This is a genomic window from Halorhodospira abdelmalekii (assembly GCF_016583625.1).
Classification (GTDB): Bacteria; Pseudomonadota; Gammaproteobacteria; order Nitrococcales; family Halorhodospiraceae; genus Halorhodospira; species Halorhodospira abdelmalekii.
The window spans coordinates 19924-41862 of sequence record NZ_NRRN01000007.1; the positions used below are offsets into that span (position 1 = coordinate 19924).

Genomic DNA, 21939 nt, shown 5'->3' on the forward strand with positions numbered 1-21939 from the left:
CTAGAAGTACCCCTCTTTCTTCTTCTCTTCCATGGAGCCGGCGGCGTCGTGGTCGATTACGCGGCCCTGCCGCTCGGAGGTCCGCGTCAGCAGCATCTCTTGAATGATCTGCGGGAGCGTAACCGCATTAGACCGGACCGCCCCGGTCAGCGGGTAGCAACCGAGTGTCCGAAAGCGCACTTGCTCAAGCCGCGGTGACTCGCCGTCGTCGAGCGGCATGCGCTCATCGTCGACCATGATCAGGGTACCGTCCCGCTCCACCACCGGGCGCTCAGCGGCGAAGTAGAGCGGCACGATCGGGATCCCTTCTAGGTAGATGTACTGCCAGATATCGAGCTCGGTCCAGTTCGACAGCGGGAAGATCCGCATGCTCTCGCCCTTGTGCACACGGCCGTTGTAGAGGCTCCAGAGCTCGGGGCGCTGCCCCTTCGGGTCCCAGCGGTGGTGGCGATCACGAAACGAGTAGACACGCTCCTTCGCGCGCGATTTCTCCTCATCCCGCCGCGCCCCACCAAAGGCGGCATCGAACCGATAGCGCTCCATCGCCTGCTTGAGCGCCTGCGTCTTCATCACATCGGTATGCACCCGCGAGCCGTGGGTAAAGGGCGAGACCCCCTGCTCGACCCCCTCCTGATTGATGTGAACGATCAGCTCCATTCCGACCTCGCGCGCCGTGCGCTCGCGAAACTCGATCATCTCGCGAAACTTCCACGTTGTATCGACGTGCAGCAGCGGGAAGGGCGGCTTTCCGGGGGAGAACGCCTTGAGGGCCAGGCGCAGCATCACCGATGAGTCTTTACCGATCGAGTAGAGCATGACCGGGTTTTCAAACTCGGCCGCCACCTCGCGGATGATGTAGATGCTCTCGGCCTCAAGCTCTTTGAGGTGGGTCAGTTTGGCTGCACTGATTTGCATGGTAGCGTGGCTCCCTGTATGACTCGCCGCGCGGCGGCGCCACCCGTGATTCCGATCAATTGTACGAGTTGTGCCGGGATGCTGCTAGAATCGAAACGGTCCGCGTTTGGTCACGCAGAGGGGCACCGCCGCCATGAGCCACAAGATGCTCGCACGCAAGACGGATTGGAACGAGGTCCAGCTGCCACCGGAGATTGCCGGTCGCTACTCGAACATCGACTACTTTGAGGTCGTGCTGACGCACAAAGGCAGGCTGCTGCTTGCACCAGTTCCGCCCGAGCGGAAGCAGCAGCGAGTCAAGGAGGAGATTCGCGAACTCGGGATTGAAGAGGACGACATCCGCGCTGCCGCCCGGGCGCTGCTTGCCCAGCGCTGAGGCCATCTTTACCCGCCTCCGACCGCCGCGAGTTCACAGGCCCGGCTAAAACCCCCAGATCCACGGGATCAGCACCAAGGCTAGAACTCCGGTAACGATGTTCAGGGGCAGGCCGGCGCGCAGATAGTCGACGAAGTGGTAGCCACCGGGGCCGTAGACCATCAGGTTGGTCTGATAGCCCATCGGTGTGGCGAAGCTCGCCGACGCCGCCATCATGATGGCAACCGCGAAGGGAATCAGGCTAGCCCCGAGATCACCCGCCACCGAGGCCGCGATCGGCAGCATCAGCAGTGCCGCGGCGTTGTTGGTGATCAGCGCGGTGAAGAGTGCCGTGATGAAGTAGATCACCGCCAAGTTCAACCACGGACTGTTGCCCGCTAAGCCGAGCAGCGCCCCGGCGATGGAGTGCGCCAAGCCGCTCTGCTCCATCGCGGCACCGATCCCAAACGCCGCTGCGATGGTCAAGATCACCGACCAGTCGACGGCGTGACGCGCGGTGTTCGCCGTCATGCAACGCCCGACGATCATGGCCGCACCGGCCAATAACGCCCCTTCCAGCATCGACAGCCAACCGAGGCCTACAGTTAGCAACATGCCGCCCAGGATGCTCAACGCCAACCAGGCGCGATCGTGGCGCGGCGCCGCCGCCCCCTCGATACCGCGCACTAGGAGGAAATCGCGGACGTTGCGCTGCCGCTCGGCGAACTCCTCGCCAGCCTCCAGTAGCAGCGTATCTCCGGGGCGCAGCGAGATATCACCGATCTTGCCGCTGACCCGTTCGCCGTTGCGTGCTACGGCGATGACCACGGCATTGTAGCGGGTCCGAAACCGCCCATCGCGCACCGTCCGATTGACCACTGGCGCCGTCTCGGCGAGCACCACTTCGACCAGACGCCGCTCGGCCCGCCGGCCATCGAGCTTAAAGACCTGCTCGGTCGCCGGGGTCAGTCCACGAATCTGCTGCAGCTCGATCACCGAATCGACGATCCCGACGAAGACCAGCCGATCGCCGCCGTAGAGCTTCTCGCGCGGCGAGACTGCCGGCAGCAGATCGCCCGCCCGTTCGATCTCCATCAAGTAGCAGCCCGGCAGGTGGCGCAGTCCGGCCGCCTCGATGGTGCGCCCGACCAACGGCCCGTCGTGCTCAACAAGCATCTCGACGGTGTACTCACGCGGGTCATCAATGGTCTCAACCGCCGGTCGGCGATCAGGCAGCAGCCAGCGGCTCGTGACGAAGATAAACCCGAGCCCCACCAACAAGACCGGCACCCCAACCCACGCCAACTCAAAGAGCATCAACCCCTCGCCGAGGCGCTCTACCATGGCGCCGTTAACGACCAAGTTGGTGCTCGTTCCAATCAAGGTGCAGGTTCCGCCGAGCATTGCGGCGTAGGAAAGCGGCAACAGCAGCTTCGACTCGGCCAGTTGATGCTTGCGCGCCCAGTCGCTCACCGCCGGTATCAACATGGCGACCACCGGGGTGTTATTGAGAAAGGCAGAAAAGCCCGCCACCGGCAGCATCAAGCGGCGCTGGGCATCGAAGAGCGAGCGCGGCCGCCCGAGGAGGCGCTGACTGACCCACTGCACCCCGCCCGTTTCGCGAATGCCGGCCACCACCACGTAGAGTGCGGCGACCGTCAACACCCCCGGGTTGGCCAGGCCGGCGAAGACTTCGCCGGGGCTGAGCACCCCAGCGACCAACAGCGCCGTCACTCCAGCGATGAAGACCATATCAGGAGGGGCGCGGGTGCCGATCAACAGCGCCAAAATCGCCAGGACAACCACCGCTGTGAGCCACGCTTCCCAGGGCATATACGTTCGCCGTACCGATATAGTGATCAGTGAGAGTGTGAGCGTGTATCGTACTACGCCTACTACGCCCATGGTTCGCACATCAGCGAGACTGGGGTTATGGTAGGAAGTTTTAGAGGATCCCAAAGGGGGAGACGATCAGAATTGACTCCAACGACCGATTCGTTTTTTTGGCATGAGACGCACGTCACTGCTGCGGCCCGCGCCTCCGCCTTAGGGCAGACCCCGCGCGTAATCTGGTTGACCGGGCTCTCCGGTGCTGGCAAGTCGACCCTGGCCAACGCCCTAGAGTGGGCACTCTTACAGCGTGGTCGCCACACCTTCCTGCTCGATGGCGACAATCTCCGCTACGGCCTCAACCGCGACCTCGATCTTTCGCCGAGCGGGCGCAGCGAGAACATTCGCCGCGTCGGTGAGGTTTGTAAGCTCTTCACCGAAGCCGGACTGATCGTCATCGCCGCCTTGGTCTCGCCGTATCGCAGCGATCGTGATCAGGTCCGCACCCTCATTGGCGAAGAGCGCTTCATTGAGGTCTACGTGCGCGCCTCGCTGGAGAGCTGCGCCGCCCGCGACCCTAAAGGCCTCTATGCGCGGGCCCGCCGCGGTGAACTGCGCGGTCTGACCGGAGTGGATGAGCCGTACGAGCCGCCGCTCGCCGCGGCGCTGACTCTCGATACCGATCGCGAAGAGCTTGAGCGCTGTACGGCGCGGTTGCTGGAGCACCTGGAGCACCTGGAGCACCTGGAGCACCTGGAGCACCCGGAGCACCCGGAGCACCCGGAGCACCCGGAGCGATGAGACAGCGGGAGGACTTCACGGGAACGGCAGGAAGAACGGTGGCAGCGGCAGACGGTGCTGCCGCACCAGCGGCCGGCACCCCGGCGGCAACACAGCCTCCAGTCCCTGATCGCACCTGGCCGACACTCATTCGCCTCTTCCGCGACTACGTCCTGCCACACTGGCGCGTCGGTGTGGTCGCCATTCTGGCCATGCTGCTCTTTAGCGCCACACAGGTCGGTGTCGTGGCAGCCATTCAGCCCCTGTTCGACCGGGGGCTTGCCGAGCACGATACCGCTACGATTCGCCTCTATGCGCTGCTCTTTTTGCTCTTGTTGGTGCTCCAGGGGATTGCCTTCTTCTTCGCCCATTATCTAAGCCACTGGATCGGCAGGCGGCTGATTAAGCAGCTGCGCCTTGATGTCCACGATCGCCTGCTGATCATGCCCAACTCGGCTTTCGATCAGCTCTCTTCCGGGCAGTTGATCTCCAAGCTGACTTATGAGGCCGAACAGACGGCAAACGCCGTCACCGAGGGCACCCTGACCCTATTTAAGGACGCTGTAAGGGTGATTGGGCTGCTCGGCTACATGCTCTTCCTCTCGCCGTGGTTGATGCTGATCGTGGCGTTTATCCTACCCATCGTCGGCGGCCTGATCGCCTATATCAACAAGCGCTTTCGGAAACTCAGCAAACGCATTCACCGCGCTGTCGGCGGTGTTGGCACAATCGCCGAGGAGAGCGTTCACGCCCATCAGGAGATCAAGCTCTTCGGTCAAAGCGACCGGGAGCGGCAGCGTTTCGAGCACTTTAATGAGCGCAACCGCCGAGAGTTCATGCGCTTCTCCGCGACCAAATACGCCACGGTACCGTTGGTGCGTCTGATCGTCGCCATCGCTATGGCGCTCGTCATTGCGCTGATCACGGTCGATACCATCGTCGAGACGATCTCGGTCGGCACGATCGCCGCCTTCGCCGCTGCCATGGCGATGCTCAATGAACCTCTTAAACATCTTGTTAAGCTCAACGCCACCCTACAAAAGGGATTGACCGCGGCGCGCAGTATCTTCTCGGTCATTGATGCCGAACCGGAGCCTGATCACGGCACCCGCTCACTCACTCGCGCTGCCGGTCATATCGAATTTCGCTCCGTCTGCTTCTCCTACGACGGCGAACGTGAAGTGCTGCACAAGATCGATCTGGAGATCCTCCCGGGGGAGACCATCGCCCTTACGGGGCCTTCCGGTAGCGGCAAAACCACCTTAGTCAATCTACTGCCACGCTTCTACGAGCCGAGCAGCGGCGCCCTCCACCTCGACGGCCTACCGTTGACCGACTACCGCATGGCCGACTTGCGTCGCCAGATCGCGCTCGTCGGTCAAGACGTGTTGCTGTTCAATACGACCGTAGCCGGAAATATCGCCTACGGCTGCGAACACGAGGTCTCTCTAGAGGCGCTGCGACAGGCAGCGGCCACTGCCAATGCCTTAGAGCTCATCGAAAGTCTACCGCAAGGCTTTGATACCCCGGTCGGAGAGGATGGCGTTTTACTCTCTGGCGGGCAACGGCAACGCCTCGCTATTGCCCGTGCTGTACTCAAAGACGCCCCGATCCTGATCCTCGACGAGGCGACCTCGGCGCTCGATACCGAATCGGAGCAAGCGATCCAGACAGCCCTGGAACGGCTGATGGAGGGACGAACCAGCTTAGTCATCGCACATCGACTCTCGACCGTGGAGAACGCTGATCGCATCCTCTTCCTTGAAGATGGCCAGATCGTCGAACAGGGCACCCACCGCGAACTGCTCGCTCATGGCGGCCGCTTCGCCGCACTCCATCAAATGCAGTTCGCCGGACAGAGGCGCTAGGCTTATGGGCTCAGGTAGCGGAACGGGTGCGGTGCAAGCGCGGCCCCATTGGTTGATGCTCGCAGTGGTACCAAGCACCACCCCGTGCCCCCACCCTAGAGAGCTTGCCCGCCACACCGCTGCTGCCCTACTGCTATGGCTCGCAGTCTGTATCCCGCTTGGGGCGGCCCAGGGGAAGGCAGCAGAGCCGGAACCAGAATCGACACCACTACCGACGCCGGAACCGACCTACAGCCAAGTGCTGGAAGAGAACTGGCGCGTCGGGGTCGGTATCGCAAGCGTCGGACTGGAAGATGGACAACGCCGCGGCCAGGGCAACCGCCTGAGCATCGGACGCGGCGCTGTTGTGGTCGACGACCGCGGTCGCTACTGGGATTTCGAGGTCGGCCTCAGCCACATTGAGAACCACACCCCGATGCGCGGTAAACAGGGACAAGAGCTTCAGTTTCATCGCACTGATCTCTACTACCGTGCCCGCTACCTGTTCACCCCGGATCGCCTCTTTATCGGCTCGCGGGCCGCGCTCTCGCGCTTAACGCAGCGGCCGCAGGGGGCCAGCAGCAACCGCGATCTGGAGATCACTCTCGGGGTGGTGGGCGGCTGGATGCCGTGGCACAACTTTGTCTTGGAGGTCGAAAGTTCGGCGGCAAGCCCCTCGGTCAGCTCCAGTGGCCTAGAGTACGCGACGCAGGAGTACTTGCTGCGCATGGAGATTCGCTTCGACTAACAGCGTCCTCTAGCGTCCTCTTACGCCGCAGCACAGACCGCAGTGAAGGCGTTAGCGAGGCGCTGTTAGCGAGGCCGTTAGCGAAACCGTTAGCGAAGCCGTTAGCGAAGCCGTTAAAGCCGCCCCTCGAAGCCGAGCCGCACCCCCTCCTCGCCGCGCGGCCCGAGCATTCCGAGCGTTCGAGTGAGCGACTCAGCTGCCCCTTCGCGGGTGTCGGCTAGCGCATCCAGCGTATACTCACCCTGTGCTGAGAGCTGCCACTCGCCGGTGAGCACCAGCGGGCCTCCAGTATCGGAGAGCGTGCCGACCACTCCCCCCGCCGCGACCTCAACGGTACTGCTTAAGCCGCCGAGCGCGACCCGATGATCGACGGCGACCGCGGCATCGTGCCACGCCAAGCGACCCTCGCCAGCAATCAGTCGCCCGTCGTAGCCGAGCTCCCAGTGAGGGACGAAGAAGGCGAAATCGCCGCCTAACGCAACCTCTTGACTGACCCATTCGGTGATCGGGCTGCCCCACGGTGCTGCTGGCAAGCGCCCTTGCAGCTCGACGATGTTCACCTGTCGTGGCGTAAGCTGCAGACGGCCCTCGGCAAAGCCATCCGGCAGCGCCGCTGCCAGTTCCACCTCGAGCCCGCCGTGGCTCAGCAGGCCGGATGGTGACAGTTGCCAACTGACGCGCTCGGCGTAAAAGCCGTAGGCGCCTACGTGCTCAGCCTCGCCCTGCCAAATCGTCCCACGCAGGCCGCCGACGTGTAGCTCCGCCGGCAGCACCACATGGCGCTGGAGCTGATCCCAAACCACGGTAGCCGGTAGGCCAGCCGCCAAAAAAACGACATAGGCGACCAGCCCAAAGCCGATCCAGGCGCCGGTTCGCCAGCGGCTCAAGAGTCGACCTCCAGCGTCAAGCGGGCATTAACCAACCCCTCTTCGCGGGTCCGCTCGACAGTCAAAGCGCTGACCGAGACCCCGGCTGCCGCCTCCAACCCATCGAGCCACTGCACCAAATCGTTAAAGGGGGCCCGTTCGAGCCAAACGCGGACGCGCCCTCCTCCCTCGGGCTGGACGCGCGTGACCCGCTCTTCGAGCCCTGCTGCGCGCGCACTACGATCGACCAGCCCGAGCAGTGAGCGATCGTCGGTCACCGGCTCTCCGGCCCCTCCGCTGCGCTCGGCAGCAGCAACGACCTCGGCGGCACCGCGCATCCACGCCAGATCGCGCCGCTGCTCGGCCACACTCGCCTCCAGCTGTTCGGCTCGCTCCACCAGCGGCTCCCAAATCCAGACATAGGGCAACACGAGCAGGACGACTACGGCGGCACTCACTACCAGCCAGCGCTCGCGCACCTCGCGCCCCGCCCACCACCGCAGCAGCGGTTCGCGCCACTCTGCCCACAGTGTCGCTAGGTTCATGAGGTCGCCTCGCGAATCACCAGCCGACCGGCGACTCGCCCCTCACGCGCCGTCGCCGAACGGATCTCGACCTGCAGCCCATCGCGGGACTCCAACGCCGCGCGCAGCTGCTCCAGTGACTCGATATCGGCCGTATCGAGATCGACCTCCAGGGCTTGATCCTGCAGTCGCAGGTTGCGCAGATCGAGCCCTTCGGCGGCGAGCGCCGGCGCCGCTGCCGCCAGCAACCACGTCAGCGGTCGCCCCTCGTCCTCTCGCGCGCTGCGCTGAATCGTGCGTAGATACTGCTCCATCTGCACCCGCGGATTGACAATCCGCCCGTCGGGAAAGACGCCCTGATAGACCGCCGCGATCTCTTCGCGCAGCGCCTCCTGTTCAGCCTCCAGGCGCTGCACTTCGACAATCAACAACACCCCCTGCACCAACAGCCACGCCGCCAGGAGTGCGGCGGCCGGCTGCAGCGGACGCCACACCCAACCCCAGCGCTCACCCTGTGCATACGGCCCCTGCAACAAGTTGACCGCTTTCGCCAAGTCGAACTGCTCGGCAAGCCGTAACAACAAGGGGCGATCGTCGTCGGTGACACTGACCTCGGGCGGCTCCTCAAGCACCGTCGCCGCCACCTCCAGACGTTCGCGCACTCCAGCCGGGGCGGCGATCTTGAGCCGCTGTGGTACCTCTGGGGTCTCCGCCAGGGCCGCCTCAAGCACCAGCGGAGCGGTGGCCGCCTCCAGGGCCGCGCCCTCGGCCCCGAGCGCCATCACCGCCCACTGTGCATCGGCAATCACCTGCCAACACTGCGTATCGGCTGGCAGTAGCGCGCTCTCGGGCACCATCGCAAGCGGCTCAATACCGAGCCCTTGCAACTCGCTCTGCCACTGCTGCATCGCCGTATGCTCAACCACCGCCACATGCACGCCGCCATCACCATCGACCCGGCGGATGGCAAAGTGCAGCGCCTCGACATCGCTCGTTAGCTGCTCTTCGAGGGCATAGGGCAGGGCCTGGACGATGCGCGAGCGCCGCCGCGTCGGCAGCCGGACGCGCGTCACCAGGGCCTCGTAACCCGGCACCACGACGATGCAGCGGCGCGCGGTGCCCAAAGCACGAAGCTCCTCGGCACTTCCGGTCGCGCACTGCCCCGGCACACCGCCAGCAGGGGCCGTCAAGGCGTACTCGTAACGCCCATCGGCAGAGGCAGGCAACCGCAGAAAGAGATACTCGGGCATGACCCCAGCTTACTCGTTTTGCCAATGCCAGCGCCATGGGGGCGCCGCAATCCTCGGTGCCTTTATTGTGTCGAGTGTGTAACAGGAACGAGGGCCGCGACCGAGTCAGTAAGCCATACAGGGGTGTAAGCGGCGCATGACCACTGCACCGCTCGGGACGTGGATGACGCTGCACTGCTGAAAGAGCCGCTCATCTTGCTCAATAAGCACCGCCAATTGGACGTAATCGCCCAAACCCTGTGCGTTATCGGCGTCCATATCGTCGACATCCGGCAGCCGGTAGACCTCACGGATCAGCGCCGGCGCCCGCAACTCATTGAGTGGTGTGCCGCGCTCGGGTAGGGCGGTGACGTAGCGGGCTAGCCGTCGAAACGACTCGCTGTCGACGCCGCGGATCATCACCAGCTCACCAGCACTTATTAGGTCACGATTCGCCGCTCGGTAAGGCGGCTCCTGCCGGGTATACCAGTCGTCCTCGACATCCGGGTCGATCCAGTCGCGCACCGCGGCAACCACCCCTTCGGGATCGAACGCCACCTCCTGATAGGAGCGATTCAGGTGTTCAAGCAAAGCCACGAAGGCAGCCTCTGTCTCTTGATCTTCGCGATCGGCCAGATTGTTGAGATTGATGCGACAGTGCAGGTCTTCGAGCCGGGCGCGCACTACAGCCCCTTCGAGCTCCATGACCAACGGCGGAGTCCGGCACTCTTCATCTAGCAACTCCAGTGCTACGGCCCGGTTTTGTCCGAGTTCGGCCATCAGTTCAGTCGCCAAAGCCTCCAAGCTGCGAGCGTGCAGCTGCGCCTGCCCTACACTCTGGGCCGTCTGCGCCCGCCGTAGATCGAGCTGATGGCTCATGCTCAGCGAGACGGCTGCCACGGTGGCCAACGCCACCACCAGCAGAGCGGTGATTAGCGCCACTCCGCGCTGCCGCCCCCCCTGGTAAGCTATGTTAGGCTGAGCCGCTGATGATTCCATCGCCTGCCTGTTTTGCACATCTACGCCTGCTGGACCTAGGCTTACGGATGACCCGTTTGCACCCCGCCTCGTCATAGGGACCATATCGGATGCCGCGACCCCAGCGCCGCCACCTCCTCTCTTTCGCACTTGCCGGCCATTGGCTCCTTGCGAGCATAGCCTACAGCATGGCGGCAGCAAGCCCGCTGCCACCAGCGCTGACCCTTGAGGCGCAACTCTGGCTCGGTGTTTCCCACGCCAGCTTAGAGTGGCGCAACCCGGAACCGGCAGTCGATGAGCGCTGGCACGATCTAGCCGGACTCGCTGGCGGCGGCCTCGGCCTGCGCTGGGCGGCGAGTGATCGGCTCGATCTGCTCCTGCGCCACACCGCCTGGGCCAGTGCCACGGAGATCACCGACAGCGCACATGGCTATACCTTCACGGCCACGACGCCGTACGGCGGTGACTTCATGGCCATGCTCGCCTGGTCCCTACTCCCCGGAGTGAGCATCGAGCTCGGCGCCGGCATCAGCGGCACCCGCCTGGAGTTGACGACTGCTTATCAAGAGACGCCGCGACTCGATTCCAGCCACACCGCTCAAGGGGTCGTCTACGGTGCCGGATTGCTCGGGCGACTGGACGACTCTTGGGCCGTACACTTCGACCTACGGCTGCTGAGACTGGAGCGTCTCTACTGGGATGATGGTCAAGAGCTTGAACTCGACCTATGGTCGACACGCTGGGGAATCCAATACCTCTGGTGATGACCGTCCGCACTCATTCCCAGCCGCCGACGATGTCGGAAAGAGCCGCTCCAAAACAGGCACCAAGCGCTCAAAGAGCGACCGCGCAACAGCCTGACGCTGCGCATCGGCAGCAATCCAATGCGCCAGCGGCGGGCTAAACCGGTAGTAGAGACCGACCAACGCATAACCAAGGGGACGCGCCATCAGCCTCTCGTCGCGAAATGCGCGCAGTCGTTCAAGCTCTTGCGCATTGGGCGACCCGTAGGCCGCCGAAGCGATCCAGCACCGTATATCGGTCTCTGCCTCCTCCAAGGGGCGCAGTTCGCGTGCCAGGTGACCAGCCGGCGCCAATCCGACGACGGCCTCGGCCGCCTCGGACCACGGCGAACAGCCGCTTAGATCACCGCTGCGGCAATCGCCGCAGGCCCGCAGCCGGTAAGCGTAGCGACCCGGCGCCACCGCGCGATCGGTGTAGCTCGCCTCATCAATCGAGAGGCGCCAGCGCTGCTCGCTCTCACCATCTTCAGCCTTCTCGCCTTCCGCTCGTCCCTCGCGCCAAAGCTCCAAACACGGCTCCTGGGCACCCGCCAGCTCCTCTACAGCGGGCCACGTCAGTTCAACTCCATCGCCAACTGGCCGTGCCTGCAAACCATCGGGAGGCGCATACACACTTGCGACGAGCCAGCGCGAGGTCAGGCCACTCGCACTCACCGCACGAATGCGATAGAGCCCAGCCGCCGATGGCTCGGCCGAGCCATCGACAAAACGCTGTGCGCCCGGCTCCATGAGGCCGCTCTCACCGGTGTAGCGAACCACCTCCTCGAAATCGTCCCGCTCGCTCGACCACCGCTCGATCAGATAGTGATCGGCGCGAGGACTTGAGCTCAGCCAGCGCAGCTCGATTCCCTCATCCTCCTGCTGTCGGGCGCTGACGTGGCTCGGCGCCACCGGGGGAATCTCTTCACGATCGCGCAGCCACGCCGCTGCTGCATCCAATCGCCCACCGGCCAACGTCTTCGCCGCCAACTCTTGTCCGGCCTCCTCGCTGCCCAGGGCACCGCCCAGACAGGCGTGACCGATCCTCTCTGCGCTTTGCTCGTCGCAAGCGACGGTCCCCAAGATACGCTCGCGCACCGCCAGTGCTACAGTCGGAGTGGTTTCAAGGGCAGCCTCGGCCTGGATCTCGCGCGCCATGAGCAGTGCCACGAGCCCGGAGACCTGTGGCGCACTAGCCGAAGTGCCCTCTAGAAGACCGTAGTGGTGCGTCTGTCGGCCACTTGGATGGTAGTCTACATACTGCGTGCCCAAAACCGCACTCCCGGGTGCCGCCAGGTGCGTCGTCCGGTGGCCGTAGTTGGAAAAATCGGTCAGCCGATCAGCAGCGCGCCCATCTTCCGACTCACTGCGCGTCGAGGCCGCTACGGCGATCACATTGGGCAGCGGCAGAGCCGCCGGCACCGTCATCCGCTGAGCGAAATCGTTATCGGCACCGCTATTGCCTGCCGCCGCTACGACCACGATCCCCTGTTCGCCTGCCTCCTGGACAGCCCGGCACTCAAGACGCCCATCGGCAAAGTCATCGCACCGTGTCGGAAGATGCTCACTCTGTAGTCGAACGCGGCTGGCGTAGCTGGCGTTGATGACCTGAGCGCCGGACTGCTGGGCATGTTCGATGCCTCTGATGGCATCAGCGACACTGCCTTGGTCTTCCCGCATGAAGCGCACCGGCAGCAGCTCGACGTGCCAACTCACACCGGCCATGCCACGCTCATTATCGCCCCGGGCTGCGGCAATACCGGCAACCATGGTGCCGTGTCGTTTCTTTGAGCGATCGTAGGGCGCATAGCCACCATCGATCAGATCGAAACCCTGCCGTCCATCCGGACCCCGCCATATGTTATCGATCAGATCCTCGTGTTCGAGTTCCGCGCCGGTATCGAGCACAGCGATCACGATGCCGCTGGCATCGGCGACGGCCCGCTCACCCTCGGCCCGCATTGCCCCCCAGAGCTCAGGCATACCGATACGCTGCAGTGCCCACTGCTCCTCTTCCCGCCATTTGGGATCGTTCGGCAGGTAGGTAGCGGCCTCCGCCGCGGTGGGAATCGTGCTCACTCGACCCGCCGTCTCGACACGACGATTGCGCTCGACGTGCGCAACGTGAGGGTCTTGCTGATACCGCTGCAACAGCTCTTCGCGATCGGCATAGGGCGGGAGCTGCACCAACTGCCAACCACCGGCCGTTGCCCCCTGAGCCACGACGCTCGCACCGTAAGCACGGTGCGTGGCCGATTGAGTGTGGGCATCGGCGCGTTCAACGAACTGCACGATGAGCTCGTGTGGCTCGTCACCGGAGCCCCCTTGCTCGGGCGCCAGCGTAGCACTCAGCGGCGCCTGAACAAGCACCGGGAACAGTGCAGCGGCAAGCGCAAAGCCGACGCGGGCAACACTCTCGGGGTATAGTGCCATGTTGGCATTCCCTTTGTTCGGGTGGATAATACTGCCCTTTTTCCGCTCCGAGTCAACAGCGGACCACTCTCCCTACCGCGCAGACCCATACTGCCGGATAGGGCTTCTCGCGGAGGTAGTGATGAAGCGACACGTGGCGAGCCTGATCACTCAGGCGCTGCAGAGCATGCGCGCAGCGGGTGACTTGACACAGGAGATCGAACTGCCACCCGTTTTGGTCGAACGTGCCCGTGATCGCAGCCACGGGGACTACGCCGCCAACACCGCAATGCTGCTGGCCAAATCGGCCAAGCGCAACCCGCGCGAACTCGCCGAGTCGATTCGCAGCCATCTGCCCGACTCATCGGTGATCGCTGAAGTTGCCGTGGCCGGACCCGGTTTTCTCAACTTCACGCTCACTGCGCAAGCGCGTCACGCTGCACTGCTTGAGGCCCTAGAGCAGGGCGAAGGGTACGGACGCAGCAAGATCGGGGCCGGTGAGCCGGTGCATATCGAGTTCGTCTCGGCCAACCCGACTGGACCACTACACGTCGGCCACGGCCGCGGGGCCGCCTTTGGCGATGCCCTCGCCAGCCTGCTCGAAGCGACCGGCTACGCGGTCCACCGCGAATACTACGTCAATGACGCCGGACGGCAGATGGATATCCTGGCGCTGTCGCTGTGGCTCCGCTACCTCGCTGCCGCCGGTGAGTCGATCGCCTTCCCGAGCCAGGGCTACCGCGGCGACTACATCGTTGCCCACGCCGAGGCCCTGTTGGCACGCGATGGCACAATCTACGTCCGCCCACCCGCCGAGCTCTACGCCGACCTCCCAGCGGACGGACAACCGCCACACGGCGATGCCGAAGCGCACCTTGATGCGCTGATTGCGCGCGCCCGCGAATTGCTCGGCGAAGCGGCGTACCGCAACCTCCTCGACTTCGCTCTTGATGCCATTTTGGGCGAAATCCAGGCCGACCTTGCCGCCTTCGGTGTGCGCTACCACCACTACTTCTCCGAGCGCACTCTGCGCGATGGCGGCCACATTGATAAGGCTATCGAGGCGCTACACAACGCTGGGCAGACCTACGAGGCCGAGGGTGCGCTGTGGTTCCGAGCGACCGCCTTTGGCGACGATAAAGACCGTGTGCTGCGGCGAGAAAACGGCTTAACGACCTACTTCGCCGCCGATGTCGCTTACCACCTCGATAAGGTGGAACGCGGCTACCACACCCTGATCAACGTCTGGGGAGCTGATCACCACGGCTACGTCCCGCGCGTCAAGGCCGCTCTGCAGGCCCTCGGTATCGACCCCGCGCGTCTCGATGTGCGCCTGGTGCAGTTCGCCGTGCTCTACCGCGGCGGCGAGAAACTGCCGATGTCGACCCGATCGGGCGAGTTCGTCACCCTGCGTGAGCTGCGTGAGGAGGTCGGTAAAGATGCTGCGCGCTTCTTCTATGCGATGCGCCGCAGCGAGCAGCATATGGATTTCGACCTCGATTTAGCCAAATCGGAGTCCTCGGATAATCCAGTCTACTACTGTCAGTACGCCCACGCGCGCGTCTGCAGCGTCTTTCGGCAACTCGCCGAGCGCGGCCTGCAACACGACCATATGCGCGCCGCCAACGCCCTGACACGACTCGATGCCGAACATGAACAGATTCTGCTTGATCTGATCGGCCGTTATCCGGAGGTGCTTGAGGCGGCCGCTCTTGCCCGCGAACCCCATCAGCTGATTAACTATCTGCGTGAGTTGGCCGCCGCTTTCCATACTTACTACAACGCCGTACCCTTTATCATCGACGACGATGCCTTACGCGATGCCCGTTTGACCCTGATCGCAGCCACCCGGCAGGTTCTGGCCAATGCACTCAGGCTACTCGGCGTCGAGTCCCCTCGCAGCATGTAGGTGAGCAGCCATGGCTCAGCCACGCAGTAGACAGCGCACGCGCAGCAGCCCCCGGAGCAGTTCCGGAGGCTCAGGCAGACGGGGCGCCACCACCACGGCGCGTGCCCGCGGTGGTGGCGACAGCACGCTCCCTTCCGTACCCGGCTGGCTCTGGTTGCTCGGGGGCGGCCTAGTCGGGGTGGCGACCTTTTTCGTCTTGCAAAATATGCACGGTGAAGGCGCAGAACGGGGACCAGCGGAACCGCGCGAGGTCTCCTTGGCACCGCCTGCGGAGGAGGCGTCGACGGAACGAGCACAGGCCGCCGAGGCGAACGATGAGCCGGACACCGCTGAGGAGAGCCGCGAACGCTCCTACGACTTTTACGAACTGCTTATGCAGGATGAGGTCGTCATTCCCGAAGATGAGCCGCCGCCGAGCGCACCCCGAACCCCGCGCCGCGATGAGACCGCGAGCCGTGCCCCTACCGTCGAGGCGGGCTACGACTACCTGCTACAGGCCGGCTCCTTCCGCAGTGCTGAGGACGCCGACCGGCTCCGTGCCATGCTCACCCTGACCGGCCTACCGGCGCAGATCCACACCGTCGAGCTCGACGACGGCCAGCGTTGGCACCGAGTGCGGGTCGGCCCCTTCAACGAGGCGGAAGAGATCGAACAAGCGCGCGGGCGCATGAAAGAGAACAACATCGAACCCCTATTGCTGCGCCAAGGCGGCTAGCTCGTCGCGGCGCAGACGGTAGAGGGCAGAGATGTCCTCATCGGCGTAGCCCTGCTCGATCAGCGCATCGTAGTCGGCCAACGTGCGTTCGATCAGCTCAAGAGCGCAGCCACGGGCGCGCAGGGCAGCACGCACAATCTCCAGATCCTTGCGGTGCAGCTGCAGCTTGAACCCGGGCGGAAAGTGCTCCTGTGCCACGTTCGGGCCGCGCTGAACGAGCTGCCAGCTGCTCGCCGCCCCACCCCCGATGACCTCAACCACTTGTCCGACATCGAGCCCCTGCTGCCGAGCGTAGGCCAAACCGGCGGCAACGCCCTGCATCACCCCCGCGACCGCAATCTGATTGACCGCCTTCGTCGCCTGACCCGTCCCAACCGGCCCCATGTGGTACACCGCACGGCTGATCGGATCGAGCAGCGGGCGAATCCGCTCCAGGACCTCCGCCTCCCCTCCAACCATCATCACCAAGCTCCCCTGGCAAGCCCCCTCCGGGCCACCGGAGACCGGCGCATCGAGCAGTTCACCGCCCCCACTGCGCAACCGCTCAGCGGCGCGGACCGCGGTCTCGGGGGCAACGGTCGAGGTGTCGACGACGACCGTACCCGGGCTCAGTGCTCCGTGCAGCGACTCGATGACCTCAAGCAGATCGGCATCGGCCGAGACGCTGGTGATTACGACATCGACGGCTGCAGCGAGTGCAGCCGGATCGGCGAAGTGGGTCACGCCGTGCTCGGCGGCGAAGGCTGCGGCCTTACTCTGCGTTCGGTTCCACACCCCAGCCAGCAAGCCGGCAGCGGCCAGGTTCGCTGCCATGCCGTTACCCATCGCCCCAAGTCCAATCACCCCAACCTGCATCGCGACCTCCTTAAGAACATGCCCCATACTCCACTGATGATCTCGAACCCGATTGACAGCCGCCAACAACGCTGCCGGTGCTCAGCGCGCGCCTACGGAGCAGCACCACTCTCCAGATAGGTGCTGCCCAGCAGCCCTGCCTCCAGATCGGCCAGGCAGGCACGGCGCGCGGCGGCATCGAGCACGCTCTTTGCCAACCGCCGCCGAAAGGCCGCACTGAGTTCACGCTCATCGAAACCGACCGAGCGCAGCACCGTAGAGACGCTATCCCCTCGCCGCAACGCGGCAAAATGGTAACCGTCACCATCGACCTCGACATTCACCGCATCGGTGCGCCCGAACAGATTGTGCCGATCGCCCAGAATCTCCTGATAGGCCCCAACCATAAAGATCCCGAGCCACAAAGCCGCCCCCGGCTCGGGGGCCGGCAACGGCAGTGTGCTCTCCACCCCCTCGCCGTCGACATAGAGCGAGACGGTGCCGTCCGAATCACACGTCAGATCTTGCACCACGCCGCGGCGCTGCACCGGGTGGTGCAGTCCGGCGAGTGGCACGATCGGAAAGACTTGATCGATCCCCCAGACATCGGGGACCGACTGGAAGAGGGAGAAGTTGGCGAAGAGCTTCGTTGCTAAACGCTGGTGCAGCTCGGTTAGCAGCTCTCGTTGGTGGGGTCGGCGTGGGTCGAGACGCGGCAGCAGTTGTGCGGCGATCGCCTCAAAGCAGCGCTCGGCGTAGGCCCGCTCAGCGAGCCCGAGCACCCCGTGCAGGTAGAGCCCCTGCACCTCCTCCAGGTAGTAGCGGGCGTCGTGATAGACCTCGGTCGGCGGACGCTGCTGCTGCTCATGAAGGGAGCGGTAGAGCTCGCCTAAAGCCATCGCCGCGCCCTCTCCAGGCGGCGACGGCACGCTCCCCGGCGGCGGGCCGTCGGTATCGATTACCGGCGTCAGCAAAACGGCGTGATGCGCCGTCATCGCCCGGCCGCTCTCGGTGATCACGGTCGGATGCGGCAACCCGTGTTCGTCACACACCCCTGCAAGTGCGCCGACCACGTTATGCGCGTACTCGCGCACACTGTAGTTCATCGAACAAAAGGAGCGCGACCGTGTCCCCTCGTAGTCGACCCCGAGACCGCCGCCGACATCGACCTTATCGACTGGCACCCCCAAGCGCCGCAGCTCGGCGTAGCAGCGCGCGCCCTCGGTCAAACCACGGCGTATATCGCGGACGTTAGCGATCTGCGAGCCGAGATGAAAGTGCAGCAGCTCAAGCTGATCGAGCAGTTCAGCCGCACGCAGCTCTTCGATCACAGCAAGGACATCGGCTACGCTCAAACCAAACTTCGAACGTTCGCCGCCGGTGTTTTGCCACTTCCCAGCTCCGATCGAGGCCAACCGGATGCGCACCCCTAAGCGGGGGCGAATCCCGAGTCGCCGCGCCTCACGGATCACCAGCCGCGCCTCGGAACGCTTCTCAAGGACTAAGTAGACCTGCAGCCCAAGCTGTAACCCGCGCAGTGCCAGGCGAATATACTCCGGATCCTTATAGCCGTTGCAGACGACAATCCCCTGTGCCGGAGCCAACGCCAGTACGGCAAGCAGCTCCGGCTTGCTCCCCGCCTCCAGTCCGACCCGGCCGTCAGCGACGATCTCCTCGACCACCGCCCGGTGCTGGTTGACCTTAATCGGATAGACCGGTCGGTAGTCGCCCTGATACGACGCGCTCGCCATCGCCTCACCGAAGGCTTGGCACAGGGTCTCCACCCGATCACGCAAGATGGCCGGGAAGCGCATCAGCACCGGTGGGGCCAGCCCCTGTGCGGCGAGTTGGCCGACGAGCTCACGCAGCTCGACAGCGGGACCTTGGCCACGGTGCGGCAACACACAAAGCCGCCCCTCGGCGTTCACATCGAAATAGCCTTCGCTCCACAGCGGGACGTTGTAGACGGCGCTCGCTGGGCGCTGCTCTGCCTCATTTGCCATATTGGAATGGTACCATTCGGCGGCCTGCACATACGGAGAAGAGAGATTATGGGCGAGAAGTGGTTTATCGAGAAGATCGAGCACGACGGCGTGGCCTTCTCTTTGGCCGTGACTGAGAAGCTTCACGAGGAGCAGAGTGCCTACCAGCGCATTGAGGTCTACCAGACCCGCGAGTGGGGACGTCTACTGGTCCTCGACGGCTGCGTGATGCTCACCGAACGGGATGAGTTCTTCTACCACGAGATGATGTCCCACCCGGCACTGTTCGCGCACCGTGACCCGCGCCGGGTTGCCATTATTGGCGGCGGTGACTGCGGCATCTTGCGTGAGGTGCTGCGCCATGAACAGGTCGAGCACGCCATCCAGGTCGAGATCGACGAACGGGTCACCCGCGTTAGCGAGCGCTTTTTCCCGGAATTGTGTAACGCCAACAACGATGCCCGCGCCGAACTGCGCTTTACTGATGGTGTCGAGTGGATCGGTGCCATCCCCCCCGAGTCGCTCGATCTGCTGATTGTCGACAGCACCGATCCGGTCGGGCCGGCCGCCGATCTCTTCACCTGCAATTTCCTGCGCGCTGCCAGACAAGCACTCACCCCCGGCGGGATTGTGGTCCAGCAGAGCGAATCGCCGCTGCTGCATCGCGACTCGGTCATTGCGCCGCTGCAGCGAGCCGCCAGTGAGGCCGGTTTCGATGGCGTCCACACGCTCACCTTCCCGATGCCGAGCTACCCTTCCGGTTGGTGGTCGGCCACCCTCATAGTCAACGGCGGCGATCCGCGCAACTTTCGCGAAAGCGATGCCGCCGCCAAAGCCTTCCCGACTCGCTACTACAACGCCGAGATCCACCGCGCCGCACTCGCCACCCCGGAACTGCTCAAACCACTCTAGAAGTGCCAGCGCACATCGGCCCCGAGCGAGACGGCAGGGCTGGCATCATAGACTCCGATCCCGAGCCGTGGGCGCACCAGCGCCCCCTCGAGATCGAATCCGGCTCCGATGAGCAGCTGCATATGGTTGTTCCCGGTCGGGTTTTCATCGCCAAAGAGCTCGACGTTGAACTGCGTCCCGGGCTGGAAGGGGTGAGCGTAGCCAATACCCCAGTTGAGATAGGCCGGGGAGGTGCCATCGATCTCATCTTGCACCATCAGACCGATCTCACCGTAGAGCCGACCGTCGCCCAGGCCACGCTGTAGCGGCAGATTGACATAAAAGTCGATCCCGTCACTCGGGTAGGGGAAGATCCGATCGTCGCCTAGCACCCTCGCCCCAAGCTCCAGCGCCAGCGCCTCACTCACTGCGAGCTTTCCGTAAACGGTTGCCCCTTCTAACCCGGAACGATCAGGCGCACCATCATCATCCTTGCGGTTATTCACGAAGACAAAAGAGGCACCATATTCAAAGTTTTCAAAAAGACCGTGGCGCGCCCCAACGGGACCGAGCCGAAAGCTGTCGTAGCTCAGCTCACCCTCCGTCTCGCGCGCCAACTCGTAGTCGGCAGCGGCAAAGAGTTCAGTGGCGTGGGTGGGGAGCACACTCGCACTACTGATGCGCATAGGCGAGAACTCGCCCAGTACAACGCTCGGCCAAAATAGAACCGCAGCGGCAACCGTCGCGGCAACACAACCCGCACACTGGACTCGCCTCATCGTCGCACCACCTCCATGACGGAATGATCCACGGGATCTTTCAGTGATCGGAGCATGGTAAACGATAGCCACTCCGATGCCAGCAGCCAAACGAAAAAGGCGGGCGCCGTAGCGCCCGCAATCGATACCCCACGAAGGAAGGAGTCTCTACTCTGTGCCTGTCGGCTATGGTGTGGCTATGGTGGATGGCCGGGCAGGCCTCAGCACGCCTTTATTGATCACGTAGCCCCTGCCCGGCTATCCATGCGCACTCTCGATCGCCTGCGCTACTTCGCCCTTGCCCCGGTAAAGTCGGGGTAGGCCTCCATACCGCACTCGCTGACATCGAGCCCGTTGCGTTCGTCCTCTTCGCTCGCGCGAATCCCGATCGTGATCTTGAGCACTCCCCAGACGATCAGACTGCTGATGAAGACGAAACCAAAGATGGCCCCGAGACCGGCGAGCTGTCCGGTCACCGTCGCCTCGTCATTCGAGAGCAAGACGGCCAAGACACCCCAGATACCGGCGGTACCGTGCGCCGAGATGGCGCCGACCGGGTCGTCGATGCGCAGCTTATCCAGGGCGACAATGGAGAAGACCACCAGGACACCACCGATGCCGCCGATGGTCGCCGCGAGCAGCGGTGACGGGGTATCGGGACCGGCCGTAATCGAGACCAGACCGGCGATCGCACCATTCAGCGCCATGGTCAGGTCGGCCTTGCCAAAGAGCGCCCGGGCTAGCAGCAGCGAGGCGATCACGCCACCGGCAGCCGCTAAGTTCGTATTCATGAAGACCGTCGCAACGGCATTCGCAGCATCGGCCGAGGAGACCGAGAGCTCGGAGCCGCCGTTGAAGCCGAACCAACCCAGCCACAGGATAAAGGTACCGAGTGCTGCCAGCGGCAGGTTGGCACCGGGAATCGCCCGCACCTGTCCGCCGGGGCCGTATTTGCCCTTACGAGCGCCGAGCAGCAACACACCAGCAAGCGCCGCCGAGGCACCAGCCATGTGCACAATCCCGGAGCCAGCGTAGTCGCTGTACCCGAGCTCATCGAGGAAGCCACCGCCCCAGCTCCAGAGCCCTTGAATCGGGTAGATCAGACCGGTGAGGACCACCGCGAAGATCAGAAAGGCCCAGAGCTTCATGCGCTCGGCGACGGCACCCGAGACGATCGACATCGCGGTTGCGACAAAGACCACCTGGAAGAAGAAGTCGGAGAAGTAAGAGGCGTCGACCTCACCGGCGCGCGCCATCTCGGCGGTAAAGGGCTCAGAGGCCGGAAGCAGGAAGCTAAACGACGGCAACAACCCGAAGAGCCCGCCGTCGCTCTCGTACATAAGGTTCCAGCCGATGAGCATGTACATAATGACCGCGATGGAGTACAACCCGACATTCTTCGTCAGGATCTCGGTCGTGTTCTTCGAACGCACCATGCCCGCCTCGAGCATGGTGAAACCGGCAGCCATCCACATCACGAGGGCGCCGGATAGCAAAAAATAGAAGGTATCTAAGGCATACGCCAGTTCGATGACGTCTTCCATTGGTCACTCTCCTCTAACAGATCAATCGGAGCGGCCGCGC

Annotated in this window: 19 protein-coding genes; 8 read left to right on the forward strand and 11 right to left on the reverse strand. The window is 63.9% G+C overall.

From position 1 onward, the window contains the following. Positions 1-915 (reverse strand): sulfate adenylyltransferase subunit CysD, encoded by a 915-nt coding sequence (gene cysD, locus CKO15_RS02570; protein ID WP_207123804.1) that lies wholly within the window; start codon positions 913-915, stop codon positions 1-3. A 133-nt stretch (positions 916-1048) separates the two neighbouring features. On the opposite strand from cysD, the gene CKO15_RS02575 reads away from it, so the two are divergent. Continuing rightward, positions 1049-1291, forward strand: a complete 243-nt coding sequence (locus CKO15_RS02575; protein ID WP_200192203.1) for a hypothetical protein — start codon at positions 1049-1051, stop codon at positions 1289-1291. Positions 1292-1336: 45 nt separating this feature from the next. Here CKO15_RS02575 and CKO15_RS02580 read toward each other — a convergent pair whose 3' ends face one another. Further along, positions 1337-3103, reverse strand: a complete 1767-nt coding sequence (locus CKO15_RS02580; protein WP_200192205.1) for an SLC13 family permease — start codon at positions 3101-3103, stop codon at positions 1337-1339. Between the two features lie 144 nt (positions 3104-3247). Between CKO15_RS02580 and cysC the strand changes: the two genes are divergently transcribed. The 3 genes from cysC to CKO15_RS02595 are packed head-to-tail and all read left to right on the forward strand — an operon-like array spanning position 3248 to position 6475. Then, positions 3248-3901, forward strand: a complete 654-nt coding sequence (gene cysC / locus CKO15_RS02585; RefSeq protein WP_242464509.1) for an adenylyl-sulfate kinase — start codon at positions 3248-3250, stop codon at positions 3899-3901. Continuing rightward, a complete protein-coding gene (gene msbA / locus CKO15_RS02590; protein WP_200192209.1) occupies positions 3898-5748 on the forward strand; it encodes a lipid A export permease/ATP-binding protein MsbA in 1851 nt (616 codons plus the stop codon). The genes cysC and msbA overlap by 4 nt, the downstream gene beginning before the upstream one ends. A 4-nt stretch (positions 5749-5752) precedes the next feature. Continuing rightward, entirely contained in the window at positions 5753-6475 is a 723-nt protein-coding gene (locus CKO15_RS02595; protein ID WP_200192211.1) for a hypothetical protein, read from the forward strand. Positions 6476-6588: 113 nt separating this feature from the next. Here CKO15_RS02595 and CKO15_RS02600 read toward each other — a convergent pair whose 3' ends face one another. The 4 genes from CKO15_RS02600 to gspK all read right to left on the reverse strand — a co-directional run bounded on the left by CKO15_RS02600 (position 6589) and on the right by gspK (position 10093). Beyond that, complete coding sequence (locus CKO15_RS02600) at positions 6589-7362, reverse strand: type II secretion system protein N (RefSeq protein WP_200192213.1); 774 nt, start codon at positions 7360-7362, stop codon at positions 6589-6591. Next, positions 7359-7886 (reverse strand): type II secretion system protein GspM, encoded by a 528-nt coding sequence (gspM, locus tag CKO15_RS02605; RefSeq protein ID WP_200192215.1) that lies wholly within the window; start codon positions 7884-7886, stop codon positions 7359-7361. Before gspM ends, CKO15_RS02600 begins: the two co-directional genes overlap by 4 nt. Then, positions 7883-9115: a type II secretion system protein GspL gene (gene gspL / locus CKO15_RS02610; RefSeq protein WP_200192217.1), complete on the reverse strand. Its 1233-nt coding sequence runs from the start codon at positions 9113-9115 to the stop codon at positions 7883-7885. The genes gspM and gspL overlap by 4 nt, the downstream gene beginning before the upstream one ends. Positions 9116-9220: 105 nt before the next feature. Beyond that, entirely contained in the window at positions 9221-10093 is an 873-nt protein-coding gene (gene gspK, locus CKO15_RS02615; RefSeq protein ID WP_200192219.1) for a type II secretion system minor pseudopilin GspK, read from the reverse strand. 167 nt (positions 10094-10260) lie between these two features. Here gspK and CKO15_RS02620 point away from each other — a divergent pair, with 167 nt between their 5' ends. Then, on the forward strand, positions 10261-10836 hold the full coding sequence (locus CKO15_RS02620) for an outer membrane protein (protein ID WP_200192221.1): 576 nt from the start codon (positions 10261-10263) through the stop codon (positions 10834-10836). Here the strand turns inward: CKO15_RS02620 and CKO15_RS02625 are convergent. Then, the gene (locus tag CKO15_RS02625; protein ID WP_200192223.1) at positions 10798-13287 is read right to left on the reverse strand and encodes a S8 family serine peptidase; all 2490 of its coding nucleotides are present in this window, start codon (positions 13285-13287) and stop codon (positions 10798-10800) included. The genes CKO15_RS02620 and CKO15_RS02625 overlap by 39 nt on opposite strands. Before the next feature lie 121 nt (positions 13288-13408). On the opposite strand from CKO15_RS02625, the gene argS reads away from it, so the two are divergent. Together argS and CKO15_RS02635 are read left to right on the forward strand one after the other, a co-directional pair. Beyond that, complete coding sequence (gene argS, locus CKO15_RS02630) at positions 13409-15175, forward strand: arginine--tRNA ligase (RefSeq protein ID WP_200192225.1); 1767 nt, start codon at positions 13409-13411, stop codon at positions 15173-15175. 10 nt (positions 15176-15185) lie between these two features. Beyond that, positions 15186-15890 carry an SPOR domain-containing protein gene (locus tag CKO15_RS02635; protein WP_200192227.1) on the forward strand — a complete coding sequence of 235 codons (705 nt, stop codon included), beginning with the start codon at positions 15186-15188 and terminating at the stop codon, positions 15888-15890. Here the strand turns inward: CKO15_RS02635 and CKO15_RS02640 are convergent. Beyond that, the gene (locus tag CKO15_RS02640) at positions 15867-16814 is read right to left on the reverse strand and encodes an NAD(P)-dependent oxidoreductase (protein ID WP_338035979.1); all 948 of its coding nucleotides are present in this window, start codon (positions 16812-16814) and stop codon (positions 15867-15869) included. The two genes, CKO15_RS02635 and CKO15_RS02640, sit on opposite strands and share 24 nt — an antisense overlap. A 23-nt stretch (positions 16815-16837) precedes the next feature. Further along, a complete protein-coding gene (speA, locus tag CKO15_RS02645; protein WP_200192231.1) occupies positions 16838-18727 on the reverse strand; it encodes a biosynthetic arginine decarboxylase in 1890 nt (629 codons plus the stop codon). A 48-nt stretch (positions 18728-18775) separates the two neighbouring features. On the opposite strand from speA, the gene speE reads away from it, so the two are divergent. Then, positions 18776-19618, forward strand: coding sequence for a polyamine aminopropyltransferase (speE, locus tag CKO15_RS02650; protein WP_200192233.1), 843 nt, complete (start codon positions 18776-18778; stop codon positions 19616-19618). Here speE and CKO15_RS02655 read toward each other — a convergent pair. Continuing rightward, positions 19615-20283, reverse strand: a complete 669-nt coding sequence (locus CKO15_RS02655) for a hypothetical protein (RefSeq protein ID WP_200192235.1) — start codon at positions 20281-20283, stop codon at positions 19615-19617. The genes speE and CKO15_RS02655 overlap by 4 nt on opposite strands. A 359-nt stretch (positions 20284-20642) precedes the next feature. After that, the gene (locus CKO15_RS02660; RefSeq protein WP_200192237.1) at positions 20643-21899 is read right to left on the reverse strand and encodes an ammonium transporter; all 1257 of its coding nucleotides are present in this window, start codon (positions 21897-21899) and stop codon (positions 20643-20645) included. Positions 21900-21939 lie beyond the last annotated feature (40 nt).